This is a genomic window from Mesorhizobium sp. B2-4-15 (genome assembly GCF_006658505.1).
Taxonomy (GTDB): domain Bacteria; phylum Pseudomonadota; class Alphaproteobacteria; order Rhizobiales; family Rhizobiaceae; genus Mesorhizobium.
On record NZ_VFUZ01000011.1, the window covers coordinates 137,803 to 161,101 of the forward strand.

Here is a 23,299-nt window from a genome sequence, read left to right on the forward strand (position 1 = left end):
TCCTTCATAGGCGACCGGCGCCCCCCTTTCCACAACAGCTTGTCTTTCCACCCCCGGTTTCGCACCTGATGGCGGACCCGGAAGACGCCTTCCGCCAGACAGGTTGGGCGGGGTTCAGGGCAAGGCTGTTCCATCTCTATTTCGTGCTGCGGCGACCGATGACGCTCGGTGTGCGCGGTCTCGTTTTCGACACCGCCTCCAACTCCGTCTTTCTCATACGCCACACCTATGTGCCCGGCTGGCAGCTTCCCGGCGGCGGCGTCGAGGTCGGTGAGACGATGGCCGAGGCACTGGCCCGCGAACTGGCCGAGGAAGGCAACATCGCGATGACCACGCCGCCGGTTTTCAAATCGATGCATTTCAACCGCCGCGCCAGCCGCCGCGACCATGTCGGTTTCTATCTGATCGAGCAGTTCAGCCAAACGACGCCGAAGCTGCCTGATCACGAGATCGCCGAGGCCGGCTTTTTCCCGCTCGACCACCTGCCGCAAGGCACGACGCCGGCGACTTTGCGGCGAATCGCCGAGGTTTTTGGAGGTGAAGTCGTATCGTCCTACTGGTAAATCAGGCCGCTTCGTTGAACCGCGCCCGGTCATGCGGCGCACCATAGTCCAGTTCCGGCCCCACGGGCACGATCCGCGTCGGGTTTATCGTTTCGTGGCTGCCGTAATAATGCGCCTTGATGTGATGCAGGTTCACCGTGTCGGCGACACCGGGCACCTGATAGAGGTCGCGCAGATAGTTCGACAGGTTTGGATAGTCGGCGATGCGGCGCAAATTGCATTTGAAATGGCCGACATAGACCGGGTCGAAACGCACCAGCGTGGTGAACAGCCGCCAGTCGGCCTCGGTGATGCGGCCGCCGACGAGATAGCGTTGCGTCGATAACCGATCCTCCAGCGTGTCGAGCGCCGCGAACAGCTCGCCGAACGCTTCCTCATAGGCGTCTTGCGTGGTGGCGAAGCCGGCGCGGTAGACACCGTTGTTGACGGCGGGATAGACCAGCGCGTTGATCGCGTCGATCTCGCCGCGCAAGGCCTCCGGGTAGAAATCGAGGCTGGCATCGCCCCATTCGTCAAAGGCTGAATTGAGCATCCGGATGATTTCGGAAGATTCGTTAGAGACGATGGTCTCATCCTTTTTGTCCCACAGCACCGGCACCGTCACCCGCCCTGAATAGATGGGATCGGCCTTGGTGTAGATCTGGTGCAGGAAATCGAGGCCGTAGAGCGAGTCGCCGGTCGCGCCGTCCTCGGTCAAGAATGTCCAGCCATTGGCGCCCATGAAATGATGCACGACCGACACCGATATGATGCTGTCGAGTCTCTTCAGTGCGCGGAAGATCAGCGTCCGGTGCGCCCAAGGGCAAGCGAGCGAAACATAGAGGTGATAGCGGCCGGGCTCCGCCTTGAAACCGCGGCTGCGGCCTCCGGCGGGCTTACCGTCGCGGGTGATCCAGTCGCGCCATTGCGATTGCGTCCGCACGAACTTGCCGCCGCTGCTCTTGGTGTCGTACCAGCGGTCCTGCCATTTGCCTTCGACCAGCAATCCCATGGGGTGTCCTTTCGCCTTTCGCCTCATGTAGAGCGTGACAGGCCCAGGTGGAAATCATCCAGGCTGAACAGATCGTCAATCGATAGGCCACGCAATGGGTCGATTGCGGCGGCCGGAAATTGATGCTAGCGGACACTCCGCATGTTCAACTTTGCTTTGATCCGGTTCGACCGACGACGAAAGGGCGCCCGCGCTTGATGAAGCGCTGACTGGCGAATGCTGCCGTTTGCAGCAACCTTTCCTCCTGACCGGATCGCAAAGACCATGAGCCTTGCCGACGTTAAATACCTGCCGGAAACTCCGGCGCACGACCCTGAAATCGAAGCCATCAATGACGAGGCCTTCGGGCCTGGCCGTTTCGTGCTGGCCGCCTACAAGATCCGCGAGGCCGGCGGCCACGAGCGCGCGCTGTCCTTTGTCGCCGTCGATGGCGATCTTGTCGTCGCTTCGGTGCGCATGACCCGCATCGCCGCCGGTGCCGGCCGCGCCCTGATGCTCGGAGCGCTCGCGGTGCGGCCTGCCTTCAAGAATCTCGGCATTGGCCGCCGCCTCGTGGCGATCGCGCTGGAAGCGGCCGCCAAAGCCGGCGCCCCGGCCGTCATGCTGGTCGGCGACGAGCCCTATTACGGGCCGCTCGGCTTCAAGCGCATTCCGCGCGGCCAGATTTCGATGCCCCGCCCTGTCGATCTCGACCGCCTGCTGTCACATGAGATCACGCCGGGCGCGGTTGCCAGGCTTACGGGCGAGGTCTGTCATGCCAGTCAGGCCAGGGTCGCCGAGCATATGTCGGCGATGGCTTGACCTTGCCCGTCGATCTGGGCCTGATCCATCCCTGTTCTCTTGGAGCAATTCCAGGAAAAGTGTGAAACGGTTTTTCCGTCACGAATTGCGTCAAAACAAAGATGAGCGGTTCGGCGCTTCCATGAAACGATGAACCGCTCCAGGAAAGGATAACGCCATGAACCCGAACGGCCAGATCGCGATCGTGACCGGCGGCGGCTCCGGCCTTGGCGAGGCAACGGCGCGTGCGCTTGCCGCGAAGGGCGCCCGCGTCGCCATTTTCGATGTCGGCATCGACCGCGCCGCAAAAGTGGCGGCCGAGATCGGCGGTATTGCCGTCCAATGCGACGTCAGCAGCGCCGACAGTGGCGCCGCCGCCGTCGCCGAGGTGACGGGCAAGCTTGGCGAGCCGCGCATCCTGGTCAACTGCGCCGGCATCGCCATTGGCGTGAAGACGATCGGCAAGGATGGGCCTCATCCGCTCGACCAGTACCGCAAGGTGATCGAGGTCAATCTGATCGGCACCTTCAACATGATCCGCCTCGTCGCCGACCGCGCCGCCAGGCTCGAGCCGCTGCAAGGCGGCGAGCGCGGCGTCATCGTCAACACCGCCTCGGTCGCCGCCTATGACGGCCAGATCGGCCAAGCGGCCTATTCCGCCTCCAAGGGCGGCGTGGTCGGCATGACGCTGCCCGTCGCGCGCGACCTTGCTCGTTCGGGCATTCGGGTCTGCACCATCGCACCAGGCATCTTCAAGACACCGATGATGGCCGGCATGCCGCAGGACGTGCAGGATTCGCTCGGTGCCGCCGTACCCTTCCCGCCCCGCCTCGGCGAACCATCCGAATATGCCGCCCTCGCCCTGCACATCATCGAGAACCAGATGCTCAACGGCGAGACCATCCGCCTCGATGGCGCCATCCGCATGGCGCCGAAGTAATGCACCTCGGCCAAAAGCATGCGCACGGGCTTGACCCGAGGGTGCGAGCGGTTTTGGGATAACGACGTACCGGGAGCGCTTGCCAGGACCGGCATCATCGTCTGATAAGTGGAATGGGAAAATCAACTTAGCAGGGCGAGAACCTTGGACGATAAAAAGAAGGATGTGATCCGCGAAACCGACGCCAAAGCGATCCGGTTGGCGAAAACACTTCTGCGCAGTGCCCGCTTCGGCGCATTGGCCGTGCTGGAGCCGCAAACCGGATCGCCGCTGGCGAGCCGGGTCGGCGTGGCCACCGACATTGACGGCGCGCCACTGATCCTGGTGTCGATGCTGTCGGCGCATACGCCTGCCTTGCTTGCCGATCCGCGCTGTTCCCTGCTGCTCGGCGAGCCTGGCAAGGGCGACCCGCTGGCACATCCGCGCCTGACGCTGATCTGCCAGGCGTCATGGCTCGAGCGTGGGTCGGACGCGCACGTCCGCGCCGAGCGCCGCTATCTCAACCGCAATCCCAAGGCGGGGCTCTATGCCGGACTTGGCGACTTCTCCATCTTTCGCCTCGAGCCGCAACGCGCCAGCCTCAACGGCGGCTTCGGCAAGGCCTATCTGCTCGATCGGCCCGATCTCGTCACCGGCGGACCGGTCGTCGAAGAGCTTGCGGCGAGTGAACAATCCGCCGTCGAGCATATGAATGCCGATCATCTCGACGCGATCGCCGTTTATGCACATCATTTTGCCGGGGCAGCCGGTGACGGCTGGACCATCGCCGGTTTGGACGCCGATGGCATGGATCTGGTCTCCGGGGACAATGTTTGCCGGGTATTCTTCCCGCAACCTTTGGCGGCCGCACGGGAATTGCGGCCCGTTCTGGTCGATATGGCCAGGAGCGGCAGCGCGGCAGCGCGGACACAGAGCGAGATTTAATTGCATTTGATCAAAAGCAACGCTTGAGATTTGAAAGAAATGTTCTAGGCTTTAGCTATGGTGCTGACTCGTCAGCGGCCTTTCGCGAGTGAATTTATGGATTCAGGCACCATTGCCCCCATGGTGCCTCGATGAGCAAACAGCATGGGGCATTCATGGTCTCGACAAAGCTAATCGCCAACGCCGAATCGGCGGCCGAATTTCTTATGCTGATGGGCAACGAAAAACGGCTGTTGATCATGAGCTATCTGATCGACGGTGAGATGTCGGTCGGCGCTATCGCCGAAAAGGTGATGCTCAGCCAATCCGCGCTCTCGCAGCATCTGGCCAAGTTGCGGGCTCTCGACCTCGTGGACACCCGCCGCGACCGTCAGATGATTTACTACTCCTGCAAATCCGATGCGGTGCGCGAACTGCTTGTCATGCTGGACGGTATTTTCGGCAGCGGCAAGGAGGACCTGTCCCAGATGGCGCAGAGATTGCGCCGCGCCGGGACTTGACCGGACGCTCCCGCGGCCTTTTACCTCGCTGACGATTTCAGGAGCGCGGTTCGTGCGTCTTTCCCGACGCACCAACCGCGCTTTGGATCTTTGAGCAAAGGACATCTTTGGACCCGATCCGCATCGACGATCCACGGGATCCACGCGTCGCAGCCTATCTCGATATCCGCGAACGCGATCTCGCCGGTCGGCAAGGCCGCTTCGTCGCCGAAGGCAAGGTGGTGCTCGACCTGCTTTTGTCGTCCGGCCGCTTCGGCGCGGAATCCGTGCTGGTCCTGGAAAACCGGTTCGGCGGCCTGAAGGACATATTGCACAAGGCGCCCTCGGACCTGCCGGTCTACGTCGTCGCCAGCGCGGTTATGGACGCGATTGCCGGCTTTCACATGCATCGCGGCATCCTGGCCATCGGCCGCAAGGGGACGCCGCAGCCCGCCGGGCTATTGCTGGACGCCTTGCCCGCTCAAGCCCTGGTCGTGGTGCTCGTCGGCATTACCAATCACGACAATATGGGCTCGATCTTCCGCAACGCCGCCGCCTTCGGCGCCGATGCGGTATTGATGGATGCGACATGCTGCGATCCGCTTTATCGCAAGGCGATCCGCGTTTCGGTCGGCGCCGCGCTCAAGATCCCTTTCGCGTCCTTCACCGACACCGCGGGCTTCACGGCGATGCTCGCCGATCGGGGCTTTGAACAATTCGCGCTCTCGCCCCGTGGAAAGACCGACATACGCGATGCAAGGCCAGCCGCGCGCCTGGCGCTTTATCTCGGCACCGAGGGCGAAGGCCTGCCCGAGACCCTGCTTGAACGCCTGCAAACCGTACGGATCACCATGTCGAACGGCTTCGACAGCCTGAATGTCGCGGCGGCCTCAGCCATTGCGCTGCATCATTTCTCGCCTCGTTAGGCAGGCCGCCTTCGTGATGCATCAAGGCGACGTGTTTTCGCCAAGCCTGCGCTCCGCGTCGTGCCGGTGTCGCTCGGTGCAACTTCCACGACGAAGGCCTGCATGTCGTCGGCCATCGGTATAGGAGCACCCGAAGACTTCCAGCGCGCATCACGCGCTATTCTTGTCGCGTCGACCAACGATGTCGCGCCATCCAGCAGGGCGAAAAGCACAGGATGGAAGTACCATGCCGCCAGCCATCCAATCGCGAGCACCGTGTAAAGGATCATGGACTTCCAGATGGTGATGCCATGTCACGGGCGCACCGCCGATAGCCGCACAACCACGTCAGTTCGCGGCCGCCTTCTGCAAGGCCCGCACGCGGTCGGCGAGGCTGCGGTCGCCGCCATCGGATCGGCTGTCCGTGGGCGCCGCCAGCGCCTTGGCGATCGGCGAGTCAGGTCCTTCGAGCTTCGCTGTCAGGTGGACGACTTCGGCCGCCAGCTCGTTCATCTGCTCGCGCAACGCGGCGCTGCCATTCGTCGAACCTGACGATGCCATGGCGGCGAGATCCGTCTTCAGCCGCTTGTTCTCACGCGCCAGCGCCGTCAGCCTGGCCTCCAGCCGTTCGCGATCACTGTCGAGCTTGGCGATCGCCCGGTCCACGTCGTCGCGCCTGCTGGCCTCGTCATGCCGGTCCGCTTCATCCGGCTTGCCAACCAGCCGCAAGGCCGGGGCGCCGCCCTCGGCCTTCGCTTTTTCACGCAGCCGGGCCAATTCCTTTTCGCGGCGATCAAGCTTGTCTTCGCGATCGGCGAGTGTCGCGAGCAGCCGTTCAACTTTCTTGTCGAGTTCCGCCGCCCTCTTCTTCTCGGCCTTCAGGGCATCGCGCACGGCCTTGCTTTCGGCCGCGATCTCCTGATGGCGCCGGTCTGCTTCCTTGCGCTGGCCGCGCAGCAGCGCAATGTCGCTGGCGAGCTTCTGCAACTCGGATTCGCGCGCCACGAGTTCGATCTGGCGGCTGCTGGAGGAGAAGCTGGCGTCATCATACATGAGCTCCAGCTTTTCGAACTCGAGCGCCCGCTTCTCCAGCTTGCGTTCGGTCTCCTTGAGCCGCTCCGAAAGCTGATGCAATTCCTCTTCGCGCTGCCGCAGCGTCTCGTTCTTGGCGCCGAGTTCGGCGAGCGCCTGATTCTTGTCCGTGCGCTCGACCGCCAGCCCCTTCAACGCCTCGCGGCCGCGATTGATCTCGACGAGCTGTTCGGCCGCCTTCTCGCGCAGCGCCTTGACATTCATTTCGAGGCGGCGCGTGGTCATGGCATACTCGGCGCGGATCCGGTCCTTGTCGGCCTGGATCTCGGATTGCGTCAACGGGATCGAGGCTTCGATGCGCCTGCGGGTCAGCGTGACGGCGCGCCGCCAGACGGCAGGAGCCACGATCAGCGCCAGAAAGCCGGCACAGAGAAAGCCGAGGGCGAAGAACAGGACTGACTGAACCAAAGGACTACCCGCTATCGGCGGCAACCGCCTGAACTGGACCGCATCATACTGGCATGGCGGAAATCCGGCGCCGCGGCAAGGTCTTGCCACAGCGCATTGGGGGTCACGGGCCTACAAATCCCATCGAAAAGCCGGCTTTGCGATCATGACGGATTGGAATCAGAAGGGGTTCCAGGTCGCCCGCTCGGTCAGCTTCAGGTAGCCGAGATTAACGCCGAGTCTGGCGCCGACACCGGTGCGGATCGGCACCAGAAGCACATTGTTGTTCTTCAGCACGTTGAAGCCGATACCCGCCACCACATAGGCCGACCCGGCCACGCCGCCATAGCGGTTGTAGAGGTTGCCGACATCGTCGAGATTGTAGACCAGCATCATCACCCGGGATCCCTCGCCGCCGAAATCCCACCCCAGCGACGGGCCCTGCCAGAACACTTTGTGATCGCCGGCATTCTTGGTGTAGAGCGTGCCTTCGCCATAGGTCAGGCCGCCGATCAGAGCGCCCGACCCTTCCTCACCAAGCAGATAGCCATTGGGCAGTCCGTAAGAAGCGAAGATTTTCTCGATGACAGTGGCGAGCCCGCCCGATGTCGCGCCGAAGAACTTGTGGCCGGAATCGATAATCTCCTGAGCGGTGTATTCCTGGGCTCGCAGGGCTGAAGTCGAGAAGACGAGAACGCCCATGAGCGTGACCGCCATTGTAAGGACGCGGAGGAAACTCCGGTCATAGAATCGGGAAAACATGCTTCCAATCTCCGTCATGGAGCACTTTCGCCGACGCCTCGCACCCGGTCCGGCTCTTTAGGCGGCCGTTAAGGATGACTGTTAGGGGCAAACTATGCCGTAATTCTTTTTCAACCATTAACTCCCACAGGAAGATGGCGGTTCGAAGGCTGACTTGGGGGCGCGCGGCGCTGGCAGCCTGCGCGAACACGCCATTTGGCTCGACGACAATTTTGGATTTGTTGCTGTACATACGAGTGCTGTGTATTCAGAAAGCCTCGGGTTGGAGCGTGATTCGTGTGGGCAGGCGCGACAATCGATCGCTCGGCCACGAATTGTGGAATTTTGCAGGGATTTTCACCGATGGCCGATTTGTTCACCCTTTCCGCCCCTGACCTGGCGGCGCTTCTGTGCAGCCGCGTCTGCCACGACATCATCTCGCCGGTTGGCGCCATCAACAACGGGCTTGAACTGCTCGACGAAGGCGGCGCCGACGAAGACGCCATGCGGCTCATCCGCCAGAGCGCCAGGAATGCCTCGGCCCGCCTGCAGTTCGCCCGCATCGCCTTTGGCGCGGCCGGTTCTGCTGGAATGCTGATCGACACCGGCGACGCCGAAGCCGTTGCCATTGCTTTCCTCAAGAATGAAAAGCCGGAGCTGACCTGGAAAGGGGCCCGCGCGCTGCTGCCCAAGAACAAGGTCAAGCTTCTGCTCAACCTGATTCTGGTCGCCAATGCCGCCATTCCGCGCGGCGGCAAGCTGGTCGTGACCCTCGAGAATCTCGAAACCGAGCCGCGCTTTTCCCTCTCGGCAAGCGGGCCGATGCTGCGCGTGCCGCCAAAATTCCTCGAACTGCATTCCGGGAACAAGCCGGAAGAGCCGATCGATGCGCATTCGGTACAGCCCTATTACACGCTGCTTCTGGCCCGTGAGGCCGGCATGGCGATATCGATCCACGCGACGGCGGAAGAAATCGTGCTTTCGGTAGCCTGAGTACCCGGCCGGTTCGACGGGAGCGCAAAGTATTTCAGCCGCGAAATATTGCCGCGACAGCTCGACCGGAAGCGTTGAGCTTTTCCTAAGTGGCGGCATCGAAGCATCCGCAAAGAAAAGCCTGTCGGATGGCATCTTTGCAAAAATTTTACCCAAAGGCTTTTCGGCTTCTTTACCGGATCGGTCTAGGATGCACACCAGATGCCCGACACGACCGGATTGCCCCAGGGCAAAAGAGGACCCGGAAATGAAACGCTGCATGTTCGTCGACGATTCAAGCGTCATCAGAAAGGTTGCAAAACGCATCCTGGGCGGTTCCGACATGATGGTCATCGAGGCAGCCAGCGGGCTTGATGCGCTGGAGATGTGCGCCGCCGACATGCCCGACATCATCATCGTCGACGGCGCCCTGCCGGATGTGCAGGCGGTTGACCTCATCCGCCGCGTGCGCGCCATGGAAAGCCCGATAAAGCCGCAGATCCTGATCTCGCTGGTCGAGCTCGATATCGCGTCGATCATGCGCGCCAAGCGCGCTGGTGCCCAGGGCTATCTGCTGAAGCCCTTCAATCGCCCGCAGCTGCTCGAGCGCTTCCGCACGCTGAAGATCGCCGCCTGATTCGGCAGCAGCCCACCCTCATTGCCGACCCCACCTTATTGCCGGCTCACGACGCAAAAAACCCGGCCGGAGCCGGGTTTTTGTCGAATTGGATATTCGGGCCGCGCTCGCCGCTTAGGCGCTGACGCGGATGTCTTCGGGCTCGCGCAGCACATAGCCGCGACCCCAGACCGTCTCGATGTAGTTCTGGCCACCGGAGGCGGCATCGAGCTTCTTGCGCAGCTTGCAGATGAAAACGTCGATGATCTTCAGTTCCGGCTCGTCCATGCCGCCATAGAGGTGGTTGAGGAACATTTCCTTGGTGAGCGTGGTGCCCTTGCGCAGCGAAAGCAGCTCCAGCATCTGGTATTCCTTGCCGGTGAGGTGCACGCGCTGGCCGCCGACTTCGACGGTCTTGGCGTCGAGGTTGACCACCAGGTCGCCGGTGGTGATGACCGACTGGGCGTGCCCCTTGGAGCGCCGCACGATGGCGTGGATGCGCGCCACCAGTTCGTCCTTGTGGAACGGCTTGGTCATATAGTCGTCGGCGCCGAAACCGAGGCCGCGTACCTTGTCCTCGATGCCGGCCATGCCGGAAAGGATGAGGATGGGCGTCTTCACCTTGGAGAGGCGGAGCGTTCTCAAGACCTCGTAGCCAGACATGTCGGGCAGGTTGAGGTCGAGAAGGATGATGTCATAGTCGTAGAGCTTGCCTAGATCGACGCCCTCTTCACCGAGGTCGGTGGTATAGACATTGAAACTTTCCGATTTCAGCATCAGCTCGATGCTTTGTGCGGTTGCACTGTCATCTTCTATCAGCAGAACACGCATTTCATTCCCCTTTTCTGCTGCCGGACCATTTCACGACCCGTTGTGCCCCGGAGCAGTGGTTGCCTTGTGCAGAGGCTGCCATCGAATGGTTAACAAATCCTAATTTCCCGTCCATGACGGTATCAGATTTTTTAACCTCTTTCTACACCCTCTTGAATCTAATAATGAATCACGGACCCAAATTCCTAATGCAACACATTAACAACCTGGACTAAGCGACTCCAGGGACTCATCGACGCGCCTTCGCTTCGGCGGCCGGAATTTTTACCCGGCCTTAAGTCCTGACCCGTATGATTAACAATGCCCGTAAACGAATGGTTACCGTCGGCAAAAAACCTTAGGGTTTTGTTTCCCATAGTGCGGGGAAAGCCGGTGGACACGGGCAGCGCTTGGGCCTTTCCAAGTGGTTTGGACGATATTTGCGGGTGTGCGTTTCCGGGAGTACCGAATCATGAAGTCACGTGAAAACCTCGTTCGGCTGAAACAGTTTCAGGTGAATGAGAAGCGGCGGCAGCTGCTGCAGCTCGACATGATGATCGCCGAGTTCGAGCGCATGGCCGTCGAACTGGAGCTTCAGATCACCGCCGAGGAAAAGAAAGCCGGCATCACCGACATCAATCATTTCGCCTATCCGACCTTCGCCAAGGCGGCGCGCTTGCGCCGCGACAACCTCAGAAACTCGCAGAGCGACCTCGCCCAACAGCGAAGCGCCGCCGAATCATTACTCGGCGAAGCTGAAGCGGAGCTTTCCAAGGCTGAAATGCTGGAATCGCGCGACACCAAGATCCGCGACGCAGAAACCGGCGGCCGCAGCGCGATGATCGGCTGAAGCGGCCGGAATCCGCACCGTCGGGCCCGCCCGGCCGGTGCGCGGCTCCGCGCGGTTCTTGAGGGCGACCTCGAACCGGCTCCGGCCGAATTGCCGTGGAAGATCTCCGGTCTAAGCGGCCCATTCCCCCTCATTTGCGGCAATCGCCCTTGCACGGGCATCCTTGATGTCCGGCGCGTGCTGTTCGGCCCATGAAGGCCAAGGCCAGCGCTGAGGGCACTAGGGTCGAGCGCATGTCGGTCGTGCCCGACCGCGAAGGCCTCGCCGGTGCCGCCCACGCCTTCCTGGCCACCAAGCCGATTGGCAAGGTGGTGCTGGCGGTCTGACCGCCAGAAGGCGCGCTTCCAGTAATGAAGAATCGCGATGGAAAACAAAAGAGCGCGGAGTCCGCGCCCCTTTTTCCAAACTCTCTACAGTCAGTGCCGGTATTGCTGGATGCGGGTGGTGCGCAGCCCGGCGAGGCCGTATTCGTCGATCGACGCCTGCCAAGACAGGAATTCCTCGGTGGTCAGCTTGTAGCGCTGGCATGCCTCTTCAAGGCTCAAAAGCCCGCCGCGCACCGCCGCAACCACTTCCGCCTTGCGCCGGATAACCCAGCGACGCGTGTTCGTCGGCGGCAGATCGGCGATCGTAAGTGGGCTGCCGTCGGGCCCGATAACATATTTAACTCTAGGTCTAACCAGATCGGTCATCGTACTCTCTACAAAAACATCAAAGACCCAATCCCCGCCACGTTACCGCCACAGCTTTAAAAATTGCCTAAGCAGTCCCTAATGACTAGGTAAGGATCGTGAACGCGGCGTTAGTCTTTTCGCAAGCATTTGAAACATCCGGCTGCAAGCCTTGAATCGGCTGAGGAAACCTGTCCGCTCTCGGCATTGGCCACATCCAGTGAATCGCCCCGCAAGCTGGCGCCGTGGGAAAGCTTGACCTATATTCTCGACATTGGCATTGAGGCGCCGCGCAGAATGAAAGCATCATGAACAGTCTCGATCTTCCCGGACATCCCGAAAATACCCGCATCGTGGTCGCCATGTCGGGCGGCGTGGATTCGTCCGTGGTCGCCGGCCTGTTGAAGCGCGAGGGCTATGATGTCGTCGGCGTCACCTTGCAGCTTTACGATCATGGTGCTGCGACCCACCGGGCCGGCTCCTGCTGCGCCGGGCAGGACATCGACGATGCCCGCCGCGTCTCCGAAACACTGGGCATTCCCCACTATGTGCTCGATTACGAGGAGCGCTTCCGCAAGGCGGTCATCGATCCCTTTGCCGAAAGCTATGTCGCCGGCGAGACCCCGATTCCTTGCGTCTCCTGCAACCAGACAGTGAAGTTCGCCGATCTCCTGGCCACCGCCAAGGAGCTGGGCGCCGATGCGCTCGCCACTGGCCACTATATCCGCTCCGGCGCCAATGGCGCGCACCGTGCGCTGTTCCGGCCGGTCGATGCCGACCGTGACCAGAGTTATTTCCTGTTCGCCACCACGCAGGCGCAGATCGACTATCTGCGCTTTCCGCTCGGTGGCCTGTCGAAGCCGCAGGTCCGCGCCATTGCCGAGGAGATGGGGCTCACGGTGGCTGCCAAGCAGGACAGCCAGGACATCTGCTTCGTGCCGCAGGGCAAATATTCCGACATTATCGCCAAGCTGAAGCCGGCGGCCGCCAATCCGGGCGACATCGTCCACATCGACGGCCGCGTGCTTGGCCGTCATGAAGGCATCCTGCGCTACACGATCGGCCAGCGCCGCGGCATCGGCATCGCGTCCGGCGAGCCGCTCTATGTCGTCCATCTCGACGCCGAACGGGCTCGCGTCGTGGTCGGTCCGCGCGAGGCGCTGGAGACGCACAAGATCTACCTGCGCAACATGAACTGGCTTGGCGACGGACCTCTGGCCGATGTCCCCGCCGGCGGCCTCGAGCTGTTCGCCAAGGTCCGCTCGACCAGACCGCCACGTCCCGCGGTGCTGCGCCATGAGGCTGGCGTGACCTCGGTCGAACTGGCCGATGGCGAGTCCGGCATCGCGCCCGGACAGGCTTGCGTGCTCTATTCCGACGATGGCAACGAGGCCCGTGTCTTCGGCGGCGGCTTCATCGAGCGCTCCGAGCGCGGCGCCGAGGCCGAAGCCATGCTGAGCCGGCTCGCCGCGCAGCCAGCGCGGGTTCCCGCCGAATAGGACGCTATCCTCTCAGCGGCCGTGCGAAATCCGCTCTGGCCGCCAGGGCAGAATTTCCAAACGGTCTCAGGATTTGGACTTGGTGTGGGTGACCGTGCCCGCTGTCAGGATGCGCAACACCCTGATCGCTTCCTCGCCGCTGGTGCGCGGTTCGGCCCGCGTCTCGATGCACTGGATGAAATGCTCCAGTTCGCGCGTCAGCGGCATGCCTTGCGCCACCGCGACATAGGAGGGCTCGTTGGTGGTGAACGCCCATTGGCCGCTGTCCTGCCAGACCGCGTGGCGGTAGACGGCAAGCTTGCGCTCCCACGGCTCGACATCGTCGAACACCGCCATCGCCTTGGTGCCGACCACGGTCAGCCGCCGCTCGCGATAGGGGTTGAGCCGCGACGTGAAAAGATGGCTGCGCAGGCCGTTGGGAAAGCGCATGTGCAGATGCGCGAAATCGCTGAGGTTGTCGAGCAGCGCCGCGCCCTCGCCGCGCACCTCGATCGGCTCTGTGCCGGTGATCGCCAGGATCATCGACAGATCGTGCGGCGCCAGGTCCCACAGCGCGTCGTTCTCGGTATGGAACTTGCCGAGGCCGAGCCGATGCGAATGGATGTAGCGGACCTCGCCGAGTTCGCCATTGTCGATCAGCCCCTTCAACGTCTCGAAGGCGGGATGGAAACGCAGGACATGGCCAACCATGAAGACGCGGCCATTGTCCCTGGCCGCCTGCACGGAGCGCTCGGCGTCCGGCACCGTCAGCGCGATCGGCTTTTCCACCAGCACGTCCTTGCCGCTCTCGACGGCCCGCACGGAAAGAGCGGCATGGAACTGCGGCGGCAAGGCCATGACGATGGCGTCGATATCGTCGCGGACGAACAGTTGGTCGGGCTGGATCGCCAGGCAGTCCTGTTCGCTGGCAAAGCCTTCGGCGCGGGCTCGGTTGGCGTCGGAAACCGCATGCAGCGCGCCGAGCGCCTTGAGGGTGCGGATGTGGTTGCTGCCCCAGTATCCGCAACCGAGGACTGCAATGCGCGGCTTCATCTGTTTTTCAAACTCTAAAAACTCGTGGCCGAGACATAGCGACGTGCCCCTTCGAACTCAACCCCGGCGGTTGCAACCAAATGGCCACGCGGCAAAGCTTTTTCGGCAATGAGAATATGCGCCGATATAGAATGCTTCGAAGCTTGACAGGCTCGCCCTCCCAACCTTATATCCGCGCGACCTTGGCGAACGCCTCGAACTGCCTTTCGATTTAAGGTGGATTTCGGGCCTTTCGCCGCCCTGGCGGGGTAGCTCAGTTGGTTAGAGCACGGGAATCATAATCCTGGGGTCGGGGGTTCAAGTCCCTCTCCCGCTACCAAAATTTTCTAATATATTCAGAGGCTTACGCTGAGAGGGCGACCATAACCATGGCCGCCCCTTTCACGAGGCATATTGGCTTGTGCGGGTGGCGGCCTGCCCCTGAGAGGGGTCAGTTCAGCTGGTGTTTTTTCCTGATGTTGATGGCCTTCTCGAGACGGCGGGCCTGTTCCAACATGCGCGGCGGCACATCCTCATCCTTGAGCGTATCCAACGCCGTATCCATTTTCAGGGCGATGATCGCAGCCCTTGGGTTCTCGTGGTTCAATTTGGGGGCTTCACGGGTTTTTCGTGCCATTGCCGCCGCCTGACATTTGTTGGCCATCGACCCTAACCCATTGACGAACAAATAGTTCCAATCGCCAGAACAAGGCCATCTCGCAACTTCCGCGACAAGGCGTTTGTCCCGTCCAGACAAAGCAGGACGACAGGCTGGATGCGTGCCGGCAAGCTTCAGTCTTTATGGCCATGGTCATCCGCCTCAAATCGTTGTCGGAATTGGAACATTCGGCCCCCCCAGCCTGTTGGAAAGACGCGCTTCAGGGATGAGGCCGCACCGAGCGCGGATCGACAGCCGCCAATAAGGCTCCGGCAGCGTTGGAAGCCATCCAGGGCAGCGGGCCGAAAAATAGCGCCCGGTGAGCGTGTCACGTCTCGCCGCCATGGCCGGAATGCAAGGAGACGCCACCGATGTTGGAGAGTAACCTTTGGCTGGTCGTCGTAGCTGGTGGCCCCGTTTTGCTTGCAATCCTGCTGGTCTTTGTGTTGCTCACGCGGCGGCGGCGAGGACCCGCCGAGCGTCAGGCGAGCAAGCAGGCCACGGAACGCCTGTACGACGAAGACAAGAGGCCTTGAAGACAGGCGGCCTTGATGGTTCTGAGGCGTCCGGCGGAGTAACGGGCCCGGTGTCGATCCCAACTTTGTCCGGAACATCCCCGATAGATCAAGGTTGGGGGATGTCGCAATCGAGCGATCAACGTAGGAGATACTCCAATGATCAAACTTCTCTCAGCATCGGTATTTGCCATCGTCCTTGCGACTTCGGCCATGGCGCAATCCAACGGCACCGGGAGTGGCACCGGCACAAACACTGGGTCCGGCGGCACCACCGCGGGCAGCGGGACCGGGACTGGCACCGGCAGCGGAAATACGGATACCAATGCCACCAATTCGACGACGAATTCCAACGGAATGTCCGATCGTTGCAAGGACGCCGCAGGCAATGATATCGACAACAACACCGCCACTGGCAATACCACGTCGAACATGCAGAATTGCAACAAGTAGCGCCGTGCAGGCGCCGCTATGCATGGAACTGATACGCACGAGCAAGGCCCGCCGGGACTAGGCGGGCCTCCTAATTTTTAATCCTGTTCCAATCTTGATGGACATCCTGTTCCAATCTCTTGATGGACGTCGAGGCGAGCCCGAAGCCGAGGACCGGGTCGACTTCGCGTCAGTCCTTCACATAGGCTCCAGCTTGCCGGCCACCCTTCGCCGCCTTGGCGTCCTTGGAATGTTCGGCGATCGAAGGACCTGCTCCGGAAGTCTTCTCCGTCGCCGGACTGGGCGTCGGCTGCCGCCGGGGGTTCTGGCCGTCCGACTGGTGAGTCTCGTCCTCCACTTGCCCGCTCGGACGGGTAAGTCCCATTCCGCTGGCGGGCTTTTTATTCCCAGCGGCATCCTGGGAGAACTGATCGGAGGGATCCGCGTCGGTGTTGGCGGGATACTTCGTGGCCCTTGTTTCACGGCGGTTTTTCTCTTCATTCATGACCAGTCTCCAATTGAGTGATGAGTGACCCGATGAAGAATAATCCCGCTGTCGGAAGAGGGTTCCCGTTCGATGTAGGGGGGACAGGCCGCCGATTGAACAGGCAGCCGTGGACCGGATCAGCTGGCGGCCAGGCCAGGAGACAAGGACGCATCAAATGATGCGCTCATCAATCCGGGAGCGGCAAGGTCGTACCGAAGGACGGGAGCAAGGACGTTTGACCGTCAGGAATTCCCATCCATTTGGCCAGCCTCCTCCTTCCCCGCGGACTGCTGGTCGAAGAGTGTCATGATCGCTGCGATCAGCACTGCCGGCACGACAGGTTTTTGCAGCACCTGAACCCCGGCAAATCGGGCCGGCATCTCGGAGGGGGAGTAACCGGTCACAAATGCGAACGGTACGACTTTCTCACGCAGTGTGTCTGCCAGCCCATAGCTTACCTCGCCGCTCAGTTGAACATCCAAAAGCGCGGCATCGAGTTCTTCTCCTTCCATGCAATCGATCGCAGCCTTGACCGAAGCGGCCGGTCCCACGACCAGGTGTCCGGCGGCTCTAAGCATCGCCGCATGGTCCTCGGCGATCAGCCACTCGTCCTCGACAATAAGAATGCGCAACTGCGTCATCGCGTTCAGGCCTTTTTGTCGAGCGGAAACGAGATCCTTACCTCCAAACCCTGCGGATGGAAGATTGTTTCAGCCGTGCCGCGCAATCGGTACCCTATCTCGCCTCTAACCAGCGAGAGGCCGAAGCCCCCGTGCTTCGGCTCCGTGACGGGCGGCCCTCCGATCTCGCGCCAGATGAGCTGAAGTGTCTGCTCATGCACCGACCACTCGACCTCAACCCCGCCGCCTTCCTTGTTCAGCGCGCCGTATTTCGCCGCATTGGTGGCGAGTTCGTGCATTACCATGCCGATCGATAAAGCCTGCTGGGGCCTCAATTTAAGCGCCGGGCCATGGAGCGAGAAGCGTTCCGGATCGAAGGCCGCGGCTTCCTGAGCGAGCAGTTCGCCGAGCGAAACCTCCGTCCAGTTCTCGCGCGAGAGCACGCCATAGGCGCGTGCCATCGCGTTGAGTCGGCCGAGCAGGGCTGTGGCGAAATCTTCCTTGGTGGTGGAACTCTCGACCGTGCGGTTTGTGATGCTGGTAATGACCGCGAGCATATTCTTCACGCGGTGGTTGAGTTCGGAGATCAGCACCTTCTGATGCTCCTCCGCCTCGGCCAGGGTCGTGACGTCTACCAGGGTCACCACGACGCCGTGGATGCGGCCGCCTTTGTCACGATAGGGAACAAGCCTGACCATATGAAAGCGGCCCTGCGTATCGCGCGCAAGGTGATGCACGATCGGCTCGCCCGTCTGGAACACGCGCCGGATCTGGTTGTGCATTTCCGGATAGTCCAACTGGCTGGACAGATCGGTTAGCGGACGCCCGACGTCGGAGGCGCGCAGGTTGAAATAGGCGGAGGCCGCGGGCGTGAAGGTACGGATCACCAGATCGCGGTCGAGGAACACCGTTGCGATCTCCGTGCTTTCGAACAGGTTCCTGAGGTCGCTGTTTGCGCGGTCGAGCTCTTCGATCTTATTCGTGAGCTCGGCATTTATGGTGTTCAGCTCCTCGTTGAGGGACTGCATCTCCTCCTTCGAGGCCTCCAGCTCCTCGTTGGTCGACTGGGCTTCCTCGTTGACCGAGACCAGTTCCTCGTTGGAGGACTTCACCTCCTCCAAGGCGGTTTCGTACTCTTCAATCGTCGATTGCAGCCGTTCGCGGGTGTCGCGCAGGTCGCGCTCGATATGTGCGATTTCGTCTGGGCTTTGGCTCGCGTGCTGGGCTTCCGCCTTGTCGCGAGACGGACCGACCGGCTGGAACAGGACAAGGTAAAACGTCTCGCCGGAGCTCTGTTCAGACAGCGGCTCGACGATTATGTTCACCAGTTGCACCCGCTCGTCCTCGCCATCCATGGCGATGTGTTCGCGCATGACGATTTGACGGCCGGCGGCGGCCTCGCGCAAGGCCGCCCGCAGATCGAGCCGGAGCCCCCGCCGCGCCATGCTCAGCAATTGGCGGCTGGGTATGCCTTGAGCGGCTTCGAGATATTTTCCGGTCCGCGCGGAATAGTAGACCACGTCACCCTCGGCATTGACGACCACATGCGGCGGCGCATAGCGGTCCAGAACCTGCGCTTCAACGGACTGGCGGAACGCGCCATTGCCGATCTCGCTGCCCTTCCCCGTCCTTCCATCCGAGAAGAGGTGAGCGCCTTTGACGTTCTCGCCCACCAGCAACGGAAGGCGCGATTTCGGCGCGACGTCCTTACGGGCCCTGAAGATGCGCTGTTTCTTGTCCACGGTGGAGAAGAGGTCGGAGTGTTGGCCTACGCTCTCCGACGTACCAAGAAAAAGATAGCCGCCAGGTTTCAAGGCGTAATGGAAAATAGGGAGAACCCGATTCTGAACGTCGGGCCCGAAATAGATCAGAAGATTGCGGCATGAAACCAGATCCATGCGCGAAAACGGCGGATCCTTGATGACGCTGTGCGGCGAAAAGATGCAGAGTTCACGCACTTCGCTGGTCAGGGCGAAGCTGCCACCTTCATTGACGAAGAAGCGCTCTCTTCTTTGTTCCGAGACGCCTTCGAGCAGGTTGGCCGGATAGCGTGCCGCGCGCGCGACGGTGAGCGCCGGCTCATCGATGTCGGTCGCGAACAATTGTATTTTGGGCACCGTCGAGAGTTTGTCCATATGCTCGCGCAGCAGGATGCCGAGCGAATAGACTTCTTCGCCGGTGGCGCAACCCGGAACCCAGACCCTGACCGTATCGGATGCGGTTTTGCCCTCGAACAAATTCGGAATGACCTTCTGCTCAAGCAGTTCGAAGGCTTCCGCGTCGCGAAAGAAATTGGTGACGTTGATGAGCAGGTCGCGAAACAGCGACGTGACCTCGCGCGGATCTTTCCGCAGCAGGTCGATGTAGCCATTCATGGACTTCATCTGGTTGATCTGCATGCGCCGCTTGACCCGACGAATGAAGGTCTTGGTCTTGTATCCGGAGAAATCATGGCCGGAGCGGTCGCGCAGTATGCCGTAGATTTCCTCGCGGGCGCGATCGGTGTCCTCCGCCGGGCCCTTTCCGTTGCCTTCGCTCAAAAGGTCGAGCACGCCGAAGCCGCGTGCGAATTCGACGAGCTTCTCACCCATCTCTTCCGCCGGAAGAGCGATATCGACGACGCCGCTGACAATGGCGCTTTGCGGCATGTCGGGGTTGCGGGGACCGGAGCCGTCGCCAGCCTGCGCCAGCACGAAGCCGCCGTGTTCCTTGATCATTTTAGCGCCCAGGGTTCCATCACCGTCGCCACCAGACAGAATGATGCCGACGGCGTATTCGCCCTGGTCCTCGGCCAGGGCGCTGAAGAAGACGTCGATGGGCTTGCGCTCCCGGTTTCTCAAATTGGTTTGCTGAAGCTTCAGCGTGCCATCCTTGATCGACAGGACGGCGTTCTGCGGCATGACATAGACGTGATCCGGCTCCGCTCCCGCCCCGTCTTTCGCGACCGCCACCGGCATGCTGGTATATCGTCTCAGCACCTCGTGGAGCAGGCTTTCCCTTTCGGGGCTGAGATGGGTGATGATTATGAAAGCCATGCCGGAAGCCTCGGGCAGGCCTCGGAAGAAGCTTTCCATGGCGGGGACGCCGCCAGCGGACGCGCCAATGCCGACAATAGGGTGTCTCGGTTCTTGTGACACGAAGGCCGTCTTTCTCTGGGCAGCCTAAGATAGATAAGGCGGCAGCGACAGCAGGCTACCCTATGCGTTTTTTTTTTTTTTTTTTTTCGCGCCTGCCAGAATTTTAGGACGCAAGGCGTTTTTCGTAAGCCCCGGCTCATCTTAGCCATGTCGGGCGGCGGCATTGCGTGCGCCTGGTCGTGCTATGATCCATACGATTGAAGTGCGGCCACGGCTTTCCCCATGCGGGCCACGGGGTCCGGGGAAAACCGGGTTGAGCCGAAGCGTCGCAATAGGATTGGAACCTCGTATGTTGCGCGACGTTGAATCGACTGAGGAAATATCAACGTTTCAGGCTTCGTGCAGCTAGCAACCGTCCTTACAGCACAGTGCATCGATCCGGTGACACGTCTGCTGGACGCCCCGGCGAAGCCTGTTGGGAGCTAAACGGGAGGGCCGAGTGCAGTTTCTTACCGGCGCGAAGGTTCTCATCGTCGAGGACGAATTCGTCGTCGCCGAGGACCTCGCGCTTTATTTCTCAGGGCTCGGGGCTACCATCCTGGGGCCGGCCCAAAGCGTTGTGCAGGCCCGGCCTTATGCCGAGCAGGCGGACGCGGCCGTACTGGATATAGACTTGAACGGAACCCCCGTCTTTCCCATTGCCGACCGCCTGGTCGAACGTGGCGTTCCCTTCGTCTTCTACAGTGCCCATGACCGCAACGTCATCCCTTCCCGCCTCGAGCACGCCGCCAATCTTTTGAAGTCAGCCGATCGCAGGAAGATCATCGCGGCGCTTTTCCCCGCTGAGGCCCGACAGGATCAAATCGACGAACCTGCCGATGTCCTGTCGCTGCTGCCCAAACTTCGATTGGCGGCGCGCCTGATGCTTCGCGATGCCAGTGCCGCGGACCGGCTGGTGGAAACGACACTGGAACTCGCCATCCGCGAAGTCGGGGATCGTCCTGCTGATATCTCGACGGAACAATGGCTGAATTACCTGCTGCAAATATCCGCCGGTAAAGCTGCCGACCTGCTCAATTAGCCAATGCCTGTCACCTATACCGTTGCAGCCTCAATCTCGCGCGCATGAAAACGTCAATTCACCATCAGCCGTCTCAGCCAAGCGACAATCCTGTTCCCGCCAACAACCCTGCGGACCCGGCCTGCAACCCAGTTTGCCTGCATCATTGTACCTACATGGCAGCTGCAGACGATGTCGTGCAATTCCCAATCCGATAGTTCGAAGAAGCGCTTGGCTTCTCCATACGTGTCGGATTTCAAGCCGGATGCACGCAGCAGCGGGTCCTCGAAGGCAACGGTGAGCGGCGATCCAGCCGTCCGCGCCACTTCCCGCACCGCCGAGTGAAGATGTTCGGTCCCGGAGAGCGCGGCGAGGCAACGGGACGGATGCTGGTCGAGCAGTTCCGCCCAACGCTCCATTCGCTGTGCTCTGGTCGTCAACGAGACCGAGGCAAGCGGTGTGATGTCGGCTATTGATTGGAGGTGTTCGAGTGTTTGGTGTTTCATAACTGGCTCCTGTCATCGTTTGTCGGCGCACGCTCATGAAGAGTTGTCGCGGCGAAGGGCGGCTCCAAGCCGCCCCTGAAGCCGTGGCGAGAATATCGGCGGCACGTGCTGTCGGCTGTGGCCCACAGATTTCAACAGACATCGGGACGCGGTGTCTGAGGCGGGACAAAACTGCCAACATCCATCGATGTTCCACCGGCAGGAAGATTTTGTGCCGGGCTGCCGACAGGCCCGACGAGCCTGGTTTCCCTGCTGCCGGAACTTGGTGAGACGCAGTCAGGATCCGGTGTCGTCGTCCATGTTACTCCCAGGATTTCCAGCCTGACCGTTTCGCGTGCGCCGGGGGAACATTCGAGCCAGCTGCTTGTTCGGCCAAACACTTCAGGTTGGCCAGCACTTCAAGTCGAGAGGACAGAATGGGAAACGCTAAACTCGCCGTCGTCACCGGCGCCTCGAGCGGCATCGGCAAGGAACTTGCGAAACTGTGCGCGAAAGACGGCTATGATCTCGTCATTGTCGCCGATGAACCGGCGATCGAGGATGCCGGCGAGGCGCTTCGATCTCAAGGTGTTGCCGTCGACGCGGTGGAAGCGGACCTTGCCACCGAGGACGGCGTTGACCAGCTGATCTCGAGGATCGGCGACCGTGACATCGACCTGCTGTTCCTCAACGCGGGACGCGGGCTGGGCCGAGGCTTCGTGGATCAGGATTGGGCCAAGGTGCGCCGCGTCATCGACACCAACGTCACCGGCACGATCCACCTCGCGCACCGACTTACCCCCCGGATGGTGAGGCGGGGCCGCGGCCGGATCCTGTTCACCGGGTCGATCGCGGGCTTCATGCCCGGCACCTTCCAGGCCATCTACAACGGCACCAAGGCATTCATCGCTTCGTTCGCGATCGCGCTTCGTCACGAGCTGAAGCACAGCGGCGTCACGGTCACGCTGCTGATGCCGGGCGCCACACAAACCCGTTTTTTTGAACGCGCCGACATGATGGATACGAAGATCGCAACCGATGAGAAAGACAATCCCGCCGACGTGGCCAGGGACGGCTATGACGCCGTGATGGCCGGCGAAGAACAGGTCATTAGCGGCTGGACCAACAAGATGCAGGTCGCCGGCTCCCGCTTCACCCCGGCAGGGATATTGGCCGAGCGGTATCGCCGCATGGCCGAGCCCGGCTCAGCCAGCAGAAGCTGAGCGCGGCAACGCGCCAGTAACATTTCTGGAAGCCAACATTTCTGGAAAGCGCAGGTTCGGACGAGGGAGCATCCCATGAAAGCGCTGACATAGCACGGCAAGGGCGACATACATTGCAATCAGGTCGCCGATCCGGCCATCGAGGACGATCGCGACAGCGGCTGCTAAGGACCTCAGGGGCCGCCTCTCCCGCCGACAGCACCGTAGACCTGGCCTGTCGCCTGCCTGTGGATTAGCCCTTGGAGCCGCGCTCGACGAACTTGTTGAAGCGGCTGGTTCCGCCGCTGCCCGCTCTGTCCTGGTGAAGGAAGGCGAGGTCATTCTCGTCGAAGATCCGGAAGAACTCGTCCCATTCCACGGGCTCCAGCGTCTCCTCCGGCTCGCCGAAATCGATCCTCAGGATGCCGCCCTTGCCTCCTGTCCGCACCACGGCCGGATGGCCGTCGCGCTCCTCCACCCATTTGCGGATCTCATCGTGATTGGTGGTCGTCTTGGCCTCGGACATGCCGGT

Annotated in this window: 27 protein-coding genes and 1 tRNA gene; 15 read left to right on the plus strand and 13 right to left on the minus strand. The window is 61.4% G+C overall.

What is annotated here, in order from left to right:
* Positions 1 to 68 precede the first annotated feature (68 nt).
* Positions 69 to 563 (plus strand): NUDIX domain-containing protein, encoded by a 495-nt coding sequence (locus tag FJ930_RS15460; protein WP_140746347.1) that lies wholly within the window; start codon positions 69 to 71, stop codon positions 561 to 563.
* 1 nt (position 564) lies between these two features.
* On the opposite strand, the gene FJ930_RS15465 is transcribed toward FJ930_RS15460, so the two are convergent.
* Entirely contained in the window at positions 565 to 1,554 is a 990-nt protein-coding gene (locus tag FJ930_RS15465; protein WP_141838773.1) for a glutathione S-transferase family protein, read from the minus strand.
* A 264-nt stretch (positions 1,555 to 1,818) separates the two neighbouring features.
* Between FJ930_RS15465 and FJ930_RS15470 the strand changes: the two genes are divergently transcribed.
* The 5 genes from FJ930_RS15470 (at position 1,819) to FJ930_RS15490 (ending at position 5,603) form a co-directional block, all read left to right on the plus strand.
* A complete protein-coding gene (locus FJ930_RS15470) occupies positions 1,819 to 2,355 on the plus strand; it encodes an N-acetyltransferase (RefSeq protein WP_141838775.1) in 537 nt (178 codons plus the stop codon).
* A 157-nt stretch (positions 2,356 to 2,512) separates the two neighbouring features.
* The gene (locus FJ930_RS15475) at positions 2,513 to 3,274 is read left to right on the plus strand and encodes a 3-hydroxyacyl-CoA dehydrogenase (protein ID WP_141838776.1); all 762 of its coding nucleotides are present in this window, start codon (positions 2,513 to 2,515) and stop codon (positions 3,272 to 3,274) included.
* Between the two features lie 144 nt (positions 3,275 to 3,418).
* Positions 3,419 to 4,198, plus strand: coding sequence for a HugZ family protein (locus FJ930_RS15480; RefSeq protein ID WP_141838779.1), 780 nt, complete (start codon positions 3,419 to 3,421; stop codon positions 4,196 to 4,198).
* A gap of 155 nt (positions 4,199 to 4,353) precedes the next feature.
* The gene (locus FJ930_RS15485; RefSeq protein ID WP_140610792.1) at positions 4,354 to 4,698 is read left to right on the plus strand and encodes a metalloregulator ArsR/SmtB family transcription factor; all 345 of its coding nucleotides are present in this window, start codon (positions 4,354 to 4,356) and stop codon (positions 4,696 to 4,698) included.
* 107 nt (positions 4,699 to 4,805) lie between these two features.
* Positions 4,806 to 5,603 carry an RNA methyltransferase gene (locus tag FJ930_RS15490; protein ID WP_141838780.1) on the plus strand — a complete coding sequence of 266 codons (798 nt, stop codon included), beginning with the start codon at positions 4,806 to 4,808 and terminating at the stop codon, positions 5,601 to 5,603.
* On the opposite strand, the gene FJ930_RS15495 is transcribed toward FJ930_RS15490, so the two are convergent.
* From FJ930_RS15495 to FJ930_RS15505, 3 genes are all read right to left on the minus strand, one after another.
* A complete protein-coding gene (locus tag FJ930_RS15495) occupies positions 5,600 to 5,872 on the minus strand; it encodes a hypothetical protein (RefSeq protein WP_141838783.1) in 273 nt (90 codons plus the stop codon). The two genes, FJ930_RS15490 and FJ930_RS15495, sit on opposite strands and share 4 nt — an antisense overlap.
* A 58-nt stretch (positions 5,873 to 5,930) precedes the next feature.
* Positions 5,931 to 7,082 (minus strand): hypothetical protein, encoded by a 1,152-nt coding sequence (locus FJ930_RS15500; RefSeq protein ID WP_141838784.1) that lies wholly within the window; start codon positions 7,080 to 7,082, stop codon positions 5,931 to 5,933.
* A 159-nt stretch (positions 7,083 to 7,241) separates the two neighbouring features.
* Complete coding sequence (locus FJ930_RS15505; protein ID WP_226890392.1) at positions 7,242 to 7,778, minus strand: EipA family protein; 537 nt, start codon at positions 7,776 to 7,778, stop codon at positions 7,242 to 7,244.
* A gap of 387 nt (positions 7,779 to 8,165) precedes the next feature.
* Here FJ930_RS15505 and FJ930_RS15510 point away from each other — a divergent pair, with 387 nt between their 5' ends.
* Together FJ930_RS15510 and FJ930_RS15515 are read left to right on the plus strand one after the other, a co-directional pair.
* The gene (locus FJ930_RS15510) at positions 8,166 to 8,795 is read left to right on the plus strand and encodes a histidine phosphotransferase family protein (protein WP_141838786.1); all 630 of its coding nucleotides are present in this window, start codon (positions 8,166 to 8,168) and stop codon (positions 8,793 to 8,795) included.
* A gap of 247 nt (positions 8,796 to 9,042) precedes the next feature.
* On the plus strand, positions 9,043 to 9,411 hold the full coding sequence (locus tag FJ930_RS15515; RefSeq protein WP_140746324.1) for a response regulator: 369 nt from the start codon (positions 9,043 to 9,045) through the stop codon (positions 9,409 to 9,411).
* A gap of 114 nt (positions 9,412 to 9,525) precedes the next feature.
* Here FJ930_RS15515 and ctrA read toward each other — a convergent pair whose 3' ends face one another.
* Positions 9,526 to 10,221: a cell cycle two-component system response regulator CtrA gene (ctrA, locus tag FJ930_RS15520; RefSeq protein ID WP_006203583.1), complete on the minus strand. Its 696-nt coding sequence runs from the start codon at positions 10,219 to 10,221 to the stop codon at positions 9,526 to 9,528.
* Positions 10,222 to 10,672: 451 nt separating this feature from the next.
* Between ctrA and FJ930_RS15525 the strand changes: the two genes are divergently transcribed.
* Positions 10,673 to 11,050, plus strand: a complete 378-nt coding sequence (locus FJ930_RS15525; RefSeq protein WP_141838787.1) for a flagellar export protein FliJ — start codon at positions 10,673 to 10,675, stop codon at positions 11,048 to 11,050.
* A gap of 191 nt (positions 11,051 to 11,241) precedes the next feature.
* On the plus strand, positions 11,242 to 11,376 hold the full coding sequence (locus tag FJ930_RS30735; RefSeq protein WP_281408908.1) for a hypothetical protein: 135 nt from the start codon (positions 11,242 to 11,244) through the stop codon (positions 11,374 to 11,376).
* 90 nt (positions 11,377 to 11,466) lie between these two features.
* Here FJ930_RS30735 and FJ930_RS15540 read toward each other — a convergent pair whose 3' ends face one another.
* Complete coding sequence (locus tag FJ930_RS15540) at positions 11,467 to 11,742, minus strand: DUF1153 domain-containing protein (RefSeq protein WP_006203587.1); 276 nt, start codon at positions 11,740 to 11,742, stop codon at positions 11,467 to 11,469.
* 287 nt (positions 11,743 to 12,029) lie between these two features.
* On the opposite strand from FJ930_RS15540, the gene mnmA reads away from it, so the two are divergent.
* Entirely contained in the window at positions 12,030 to 13,220 is a 1,191-nt protein-coding gene (mnmA, locus tag FJ930_RS15545) for a tRNA 2-thiouridine(34) synthase MnmA (protein ID WP_141838789.1), read from the plus strand.
* Between the two features lie 66 nt (positions 13,221 to 13,286).
* On the opposite strand, the gene FJ930_RS15550 is transcribed toward mnmA, so the two are convergent.
* A complete protein-coding gene (locus tag FJ930_RS15550) occupies positions 13,287 to 14,252 on the minus strand; it encodes a Gfo/Idh/MocA family oxidoreductase (RefSeq protein ID WP_141838791.1) in 966 nt (321 codons plus the stop codon).
* A 242-nt stretch (positions 14,253 to 14,494) separates the two neighbouring features.
* Here FJ930_RS15550 and FJ930_RS15555 point away from each other — a divergent pair.
* Positions 14,495 to 14,571, plus strand: a tRNA-Met gene (locus FJ930_RS15555).
* Between the two features lie 111 nt (positions 14,572 to 14,682).
* Here FJ930_RS15555 and FJ930_RS15560 read toward each other — a convergent pair.
* Positions 14,683 to 14,895 carry a hypothetical protein gene (locus FJ930_RS15560; protein WP_141838793.1) on the minus strand — a complete coding sequence of 71 codons (213 nt, stop codon included), beginning with the start codon at positions 14,893 to 14,895 and terminating at the stop codon, positions 14,683 to 14,685.
* Between the two features lie 668 nt (positions 14,896 to 15,563).
* Between FJ930_RS15560 and FJ930_RS15565 the strand changes: the two genes are divergently transcribed.
* Positions 15,564 to 15,857: a hypothetical protein gene (locus FJ930_RS15565; protein ID WP_141838795.1), complete on the plus strand. Its 294-nt coding sequence runs from the start codon at positions 15,564 to 15,566 to the stop codon at positions 15,855 to 15,857.
* A gap of 169 nt (positions 15,858 to 16,026) precedes the next feature.
* On the opposite strand, the gene FJ930_RS15570 is transcribed toward FJ930_RS15565, so the two are convergent.
* The 3 genes from FJ930_RS15570 to FJ930_RS15580 form a co-directional block, all read right to left on the minus strand.
* Positions 16,027 to 16,341 carry a hypothetical protein gene (locus FJ930_RS15570; RefSeq protein WP_141838797.1) on the minus strand — a complete coding sequence of 105 codons (315 nt, stop codon included), beginning with the start codon at positions 16,339 to 16,341 and terminating at the stop codon, positions 16,027 to 16,029.
* A gap of 224 nt (positions 16,342 to 16,565) precedes the next feature.
* The gene (locus tag FJ930_RS15575; protein WP_141838799.1) at positions 16,566 to 16,964 is read right to left on the minus strand and encodes a response regulator; all 399 of its coding nucleotides are present in this window, start codon (positions 16,962 to 16,964) and stop codon (positions 16,566 to 16,568) included.
* A 5-nt stretch (positions 16,965 to 16,969) separates the two neighbouring features.
* Positions 16,970 to 20,080, minus strand: coding sequence for a CheR family methyltransferase (locus FJ930_RS15580; RefSeq protein WP_141838801.1), 3,111 nt, complete (start codon positions 20,078 to 20,080; stop codon positions 16,970 to 16,972).
* Positions 20,081 to 20,519: 439 nt separating this feature from the next.
* Here FJ930_RS15580 and FJ930_RS15585 point away from each other — a divergent pair, with 439 nt between their 5' ends.
* Positions 20,520 to 21,101, plus strand: coding sequence for a response regulator (locus FJ930_RS15585; protein WP_181176502.1), 582 nt, complete (start codon positions 20,520 to 20,522; stop codon positions 21,099 to 21,101).
* Between the two features lie 53 nt (positions 21,102 to 21,154).
* Here the strand turns inward: FJ930_RS15585 and FJ930_RS15590 are convergent, their stop codons facing one another.
* The gene (locus FJ930_RS15590) at positions 21,155 to 21,586 is read right to left on the minus strand and encodes a hypothetical protein (RefSeq protein ID WP_141838803.1); all 432 of its coding nucleotides are present in this window, start codon (positions 21,584 to 21,586) and stop codon (positions 21,155 to 21,157) included.
* Positions 21,587 to 22,002: 416 nt separating this feature from the next.
* Here FJ930_RS15590 and FJ930_RS15595 point away from each other — a divergent pair, with 416 nt between their 5' ends.
* Positions 22,003 to 22,788: an SDR family NAD(P)-dependent oxidoreductase gene (locus tag FJ930_RS15595; protein WP_141838805.1), complete on the plus strand. Its 786-nt coding sequence runs from the start codon at positions 22,003 to 22,005 to the stop codon at positions 22,786 to 22,788.
* Positions 22,789 to 23,020: 232 nt separating this feature from the next.
* Here the strand turns inward: FJ930_RS15595 and FJ930_RS15605 are convergent, their stop codons facing one another.
* Positions 23,021 to 23,293, minus strand: a complete 273-nt coding sequence (locus tag FJ930_RS15605) for a hypothetical protein (RefSeq protein WP_140607125.1) — start codon at positions 23,291 to 23,293, stop codon at positions 23,021 to 23,023.
* Positions 23,294 to 23,299 lie beyond the last annotated feature (6 nt).

Coding starts and splice junctions, on each gene's coding strand:
- FJ930_RS15460 (WP_140746347.1), top strand. CDS start 69: ATGGCGGACCCGGAAGACGCCTTCCGCCAGACAGGTTGGGCGGGGTTC.
- FJ930_RS15465 (WP_141838773.1), bottom strand. CDS start 1,554: ATGGGATTGCTGGTCGAAGGCAAATGGCAGGACCGCTGGTACGACACC.
- FJ930_RS15470 (WP_141838775.1), top strand. CDS start 1,819: ATGAGCCTTGCCGACGTTAAATACCTGCCGGAAACTCCGGCGCACGAC.
- FJ930_RS15475 (WP_141838776.1), top strand. CDS start 2,513: ATGAACCCGAACGGCCAGATCGCGATCGTGACCGGCGGCGGCTCCGGC.
- FJ930_RS15485 (WP_140610792.1), top strand. CDS start 4,354: ATGGTCTCGACAAAGCTAATCGCCAACGCCGAATCGGCGGCCGAATTT.
- FJ930_RS15495 (WP_141838783.1), bottom strand. CDS start 5,872: ATGATCCTTTACACGGTGCTCGCGATTGGATGGCTGGCGGCATGGTAC.
- FJ930_RS15505 (WP_226890392.1), bottom strand. CDS start 7,778: ATGGCGGTCACGCTCATGGGCGTTCTCGTCTTCTCGACTTCAGCCCTG.
- FJ930_RS15510 (WP_141838786.1), top strand. CDS start 8,166: ATGGCCGATTTGTTCACCCTTTCCGCCCCTGACCTGGCGGCGCTTCTG.
- FJ930_RS15515 (WP_140746324.1), top strand. CDS start 9,043: ATGAAACGCTGCATGTTCGTCGACGATTCAAGCGTCATCAGAAAGGTT.
- ctrA (WP_006203583.1), bottom strand. CDS start 10,221: ATGCGTGTTCTGCTGATAGAAGATGACAGTGCAACCGCACAAAGCATC.
- FJ930_RS15525 (WP_141838787.1), top strand. CDS start 10,673: ATGAAGTCACGTGAAAACCTCGTTCGGCTGAAACAGTTTCAGGTGAAT.
- FJ930_RS30735 (WP_281408908.1), top strand. CDS start 11,242: ATGAAGGCCAAGGCCAGCGCTGAGGGCACTAGGGTCGAGCGCATGTCG.
- FJ930_RS15540 (WP_006203587.1), bottom strand. CDS start 11,742: ATGACCGATCTGGTTAGACCTAGAGTTAAATATGTTATCGGGCCCGAC.
- mnmA (WP_141838789.1), top strand. CDS start 12,030: ATGAACAGTCTCGATCTTCCCGGACATCCCGAAAATACCCGCATCGTG.
- FJ930_RS15550 (WP_141838791.1), bottom strand. CDS start 14,252: ATGAAGCCGCGCATTGCAGTCCTCGGTTGCGGATACTGGGGCAGCAAC.
- FJ930_RS15560 (WP_141838793.1), bottom strand. CDS start 14,895: ATGGCCAACAAATGTCAGGCGGCGGCAATGGCACGAAAAACCCGTGAA.
- FJ930_RS15565 (WP_141838795.1), top strand. CDS start 15,564: ATGATCAAACTTCTCTCAGCATCGGTATTTGCCATCGTCCTTGCGACT.
- FJ930_RS15570 (WP_141838797.1), bottom strand. CDS start 16,341: ATGAATGAAGAGAAAAACCGCCGTGAAACAAGGGCCACGAAGTATCCC.
- FJ930_RS15575 (WP_141838799.1), bottom strand. CDS start 16,964: ATGACGCAGTTGCGCATTCTTATTGTCGAGGACGAGTGGCTGATCGCC.
- FJ930_RS15590 (WP_141838803.1), bottom strand. CDS start 21,586: ATGAAACACCAAACACTCGAACACCTCCAATCAATAGCCGACATCACA.
- FJ930_RS15595 (WP_141838805.1), top strand. CDS start 22,003: ATGGGAAACGCTAAACTCGCCGTCGTCACCGGCGCCTCGAGCGGCATC.
- FJ930_RS15605 (WP_140607125.1), bottom strand. CDS start 23,293: ATGTCCGAGGCCAAGACGACCACCAATCACGATGAGATCCGCAAATGG.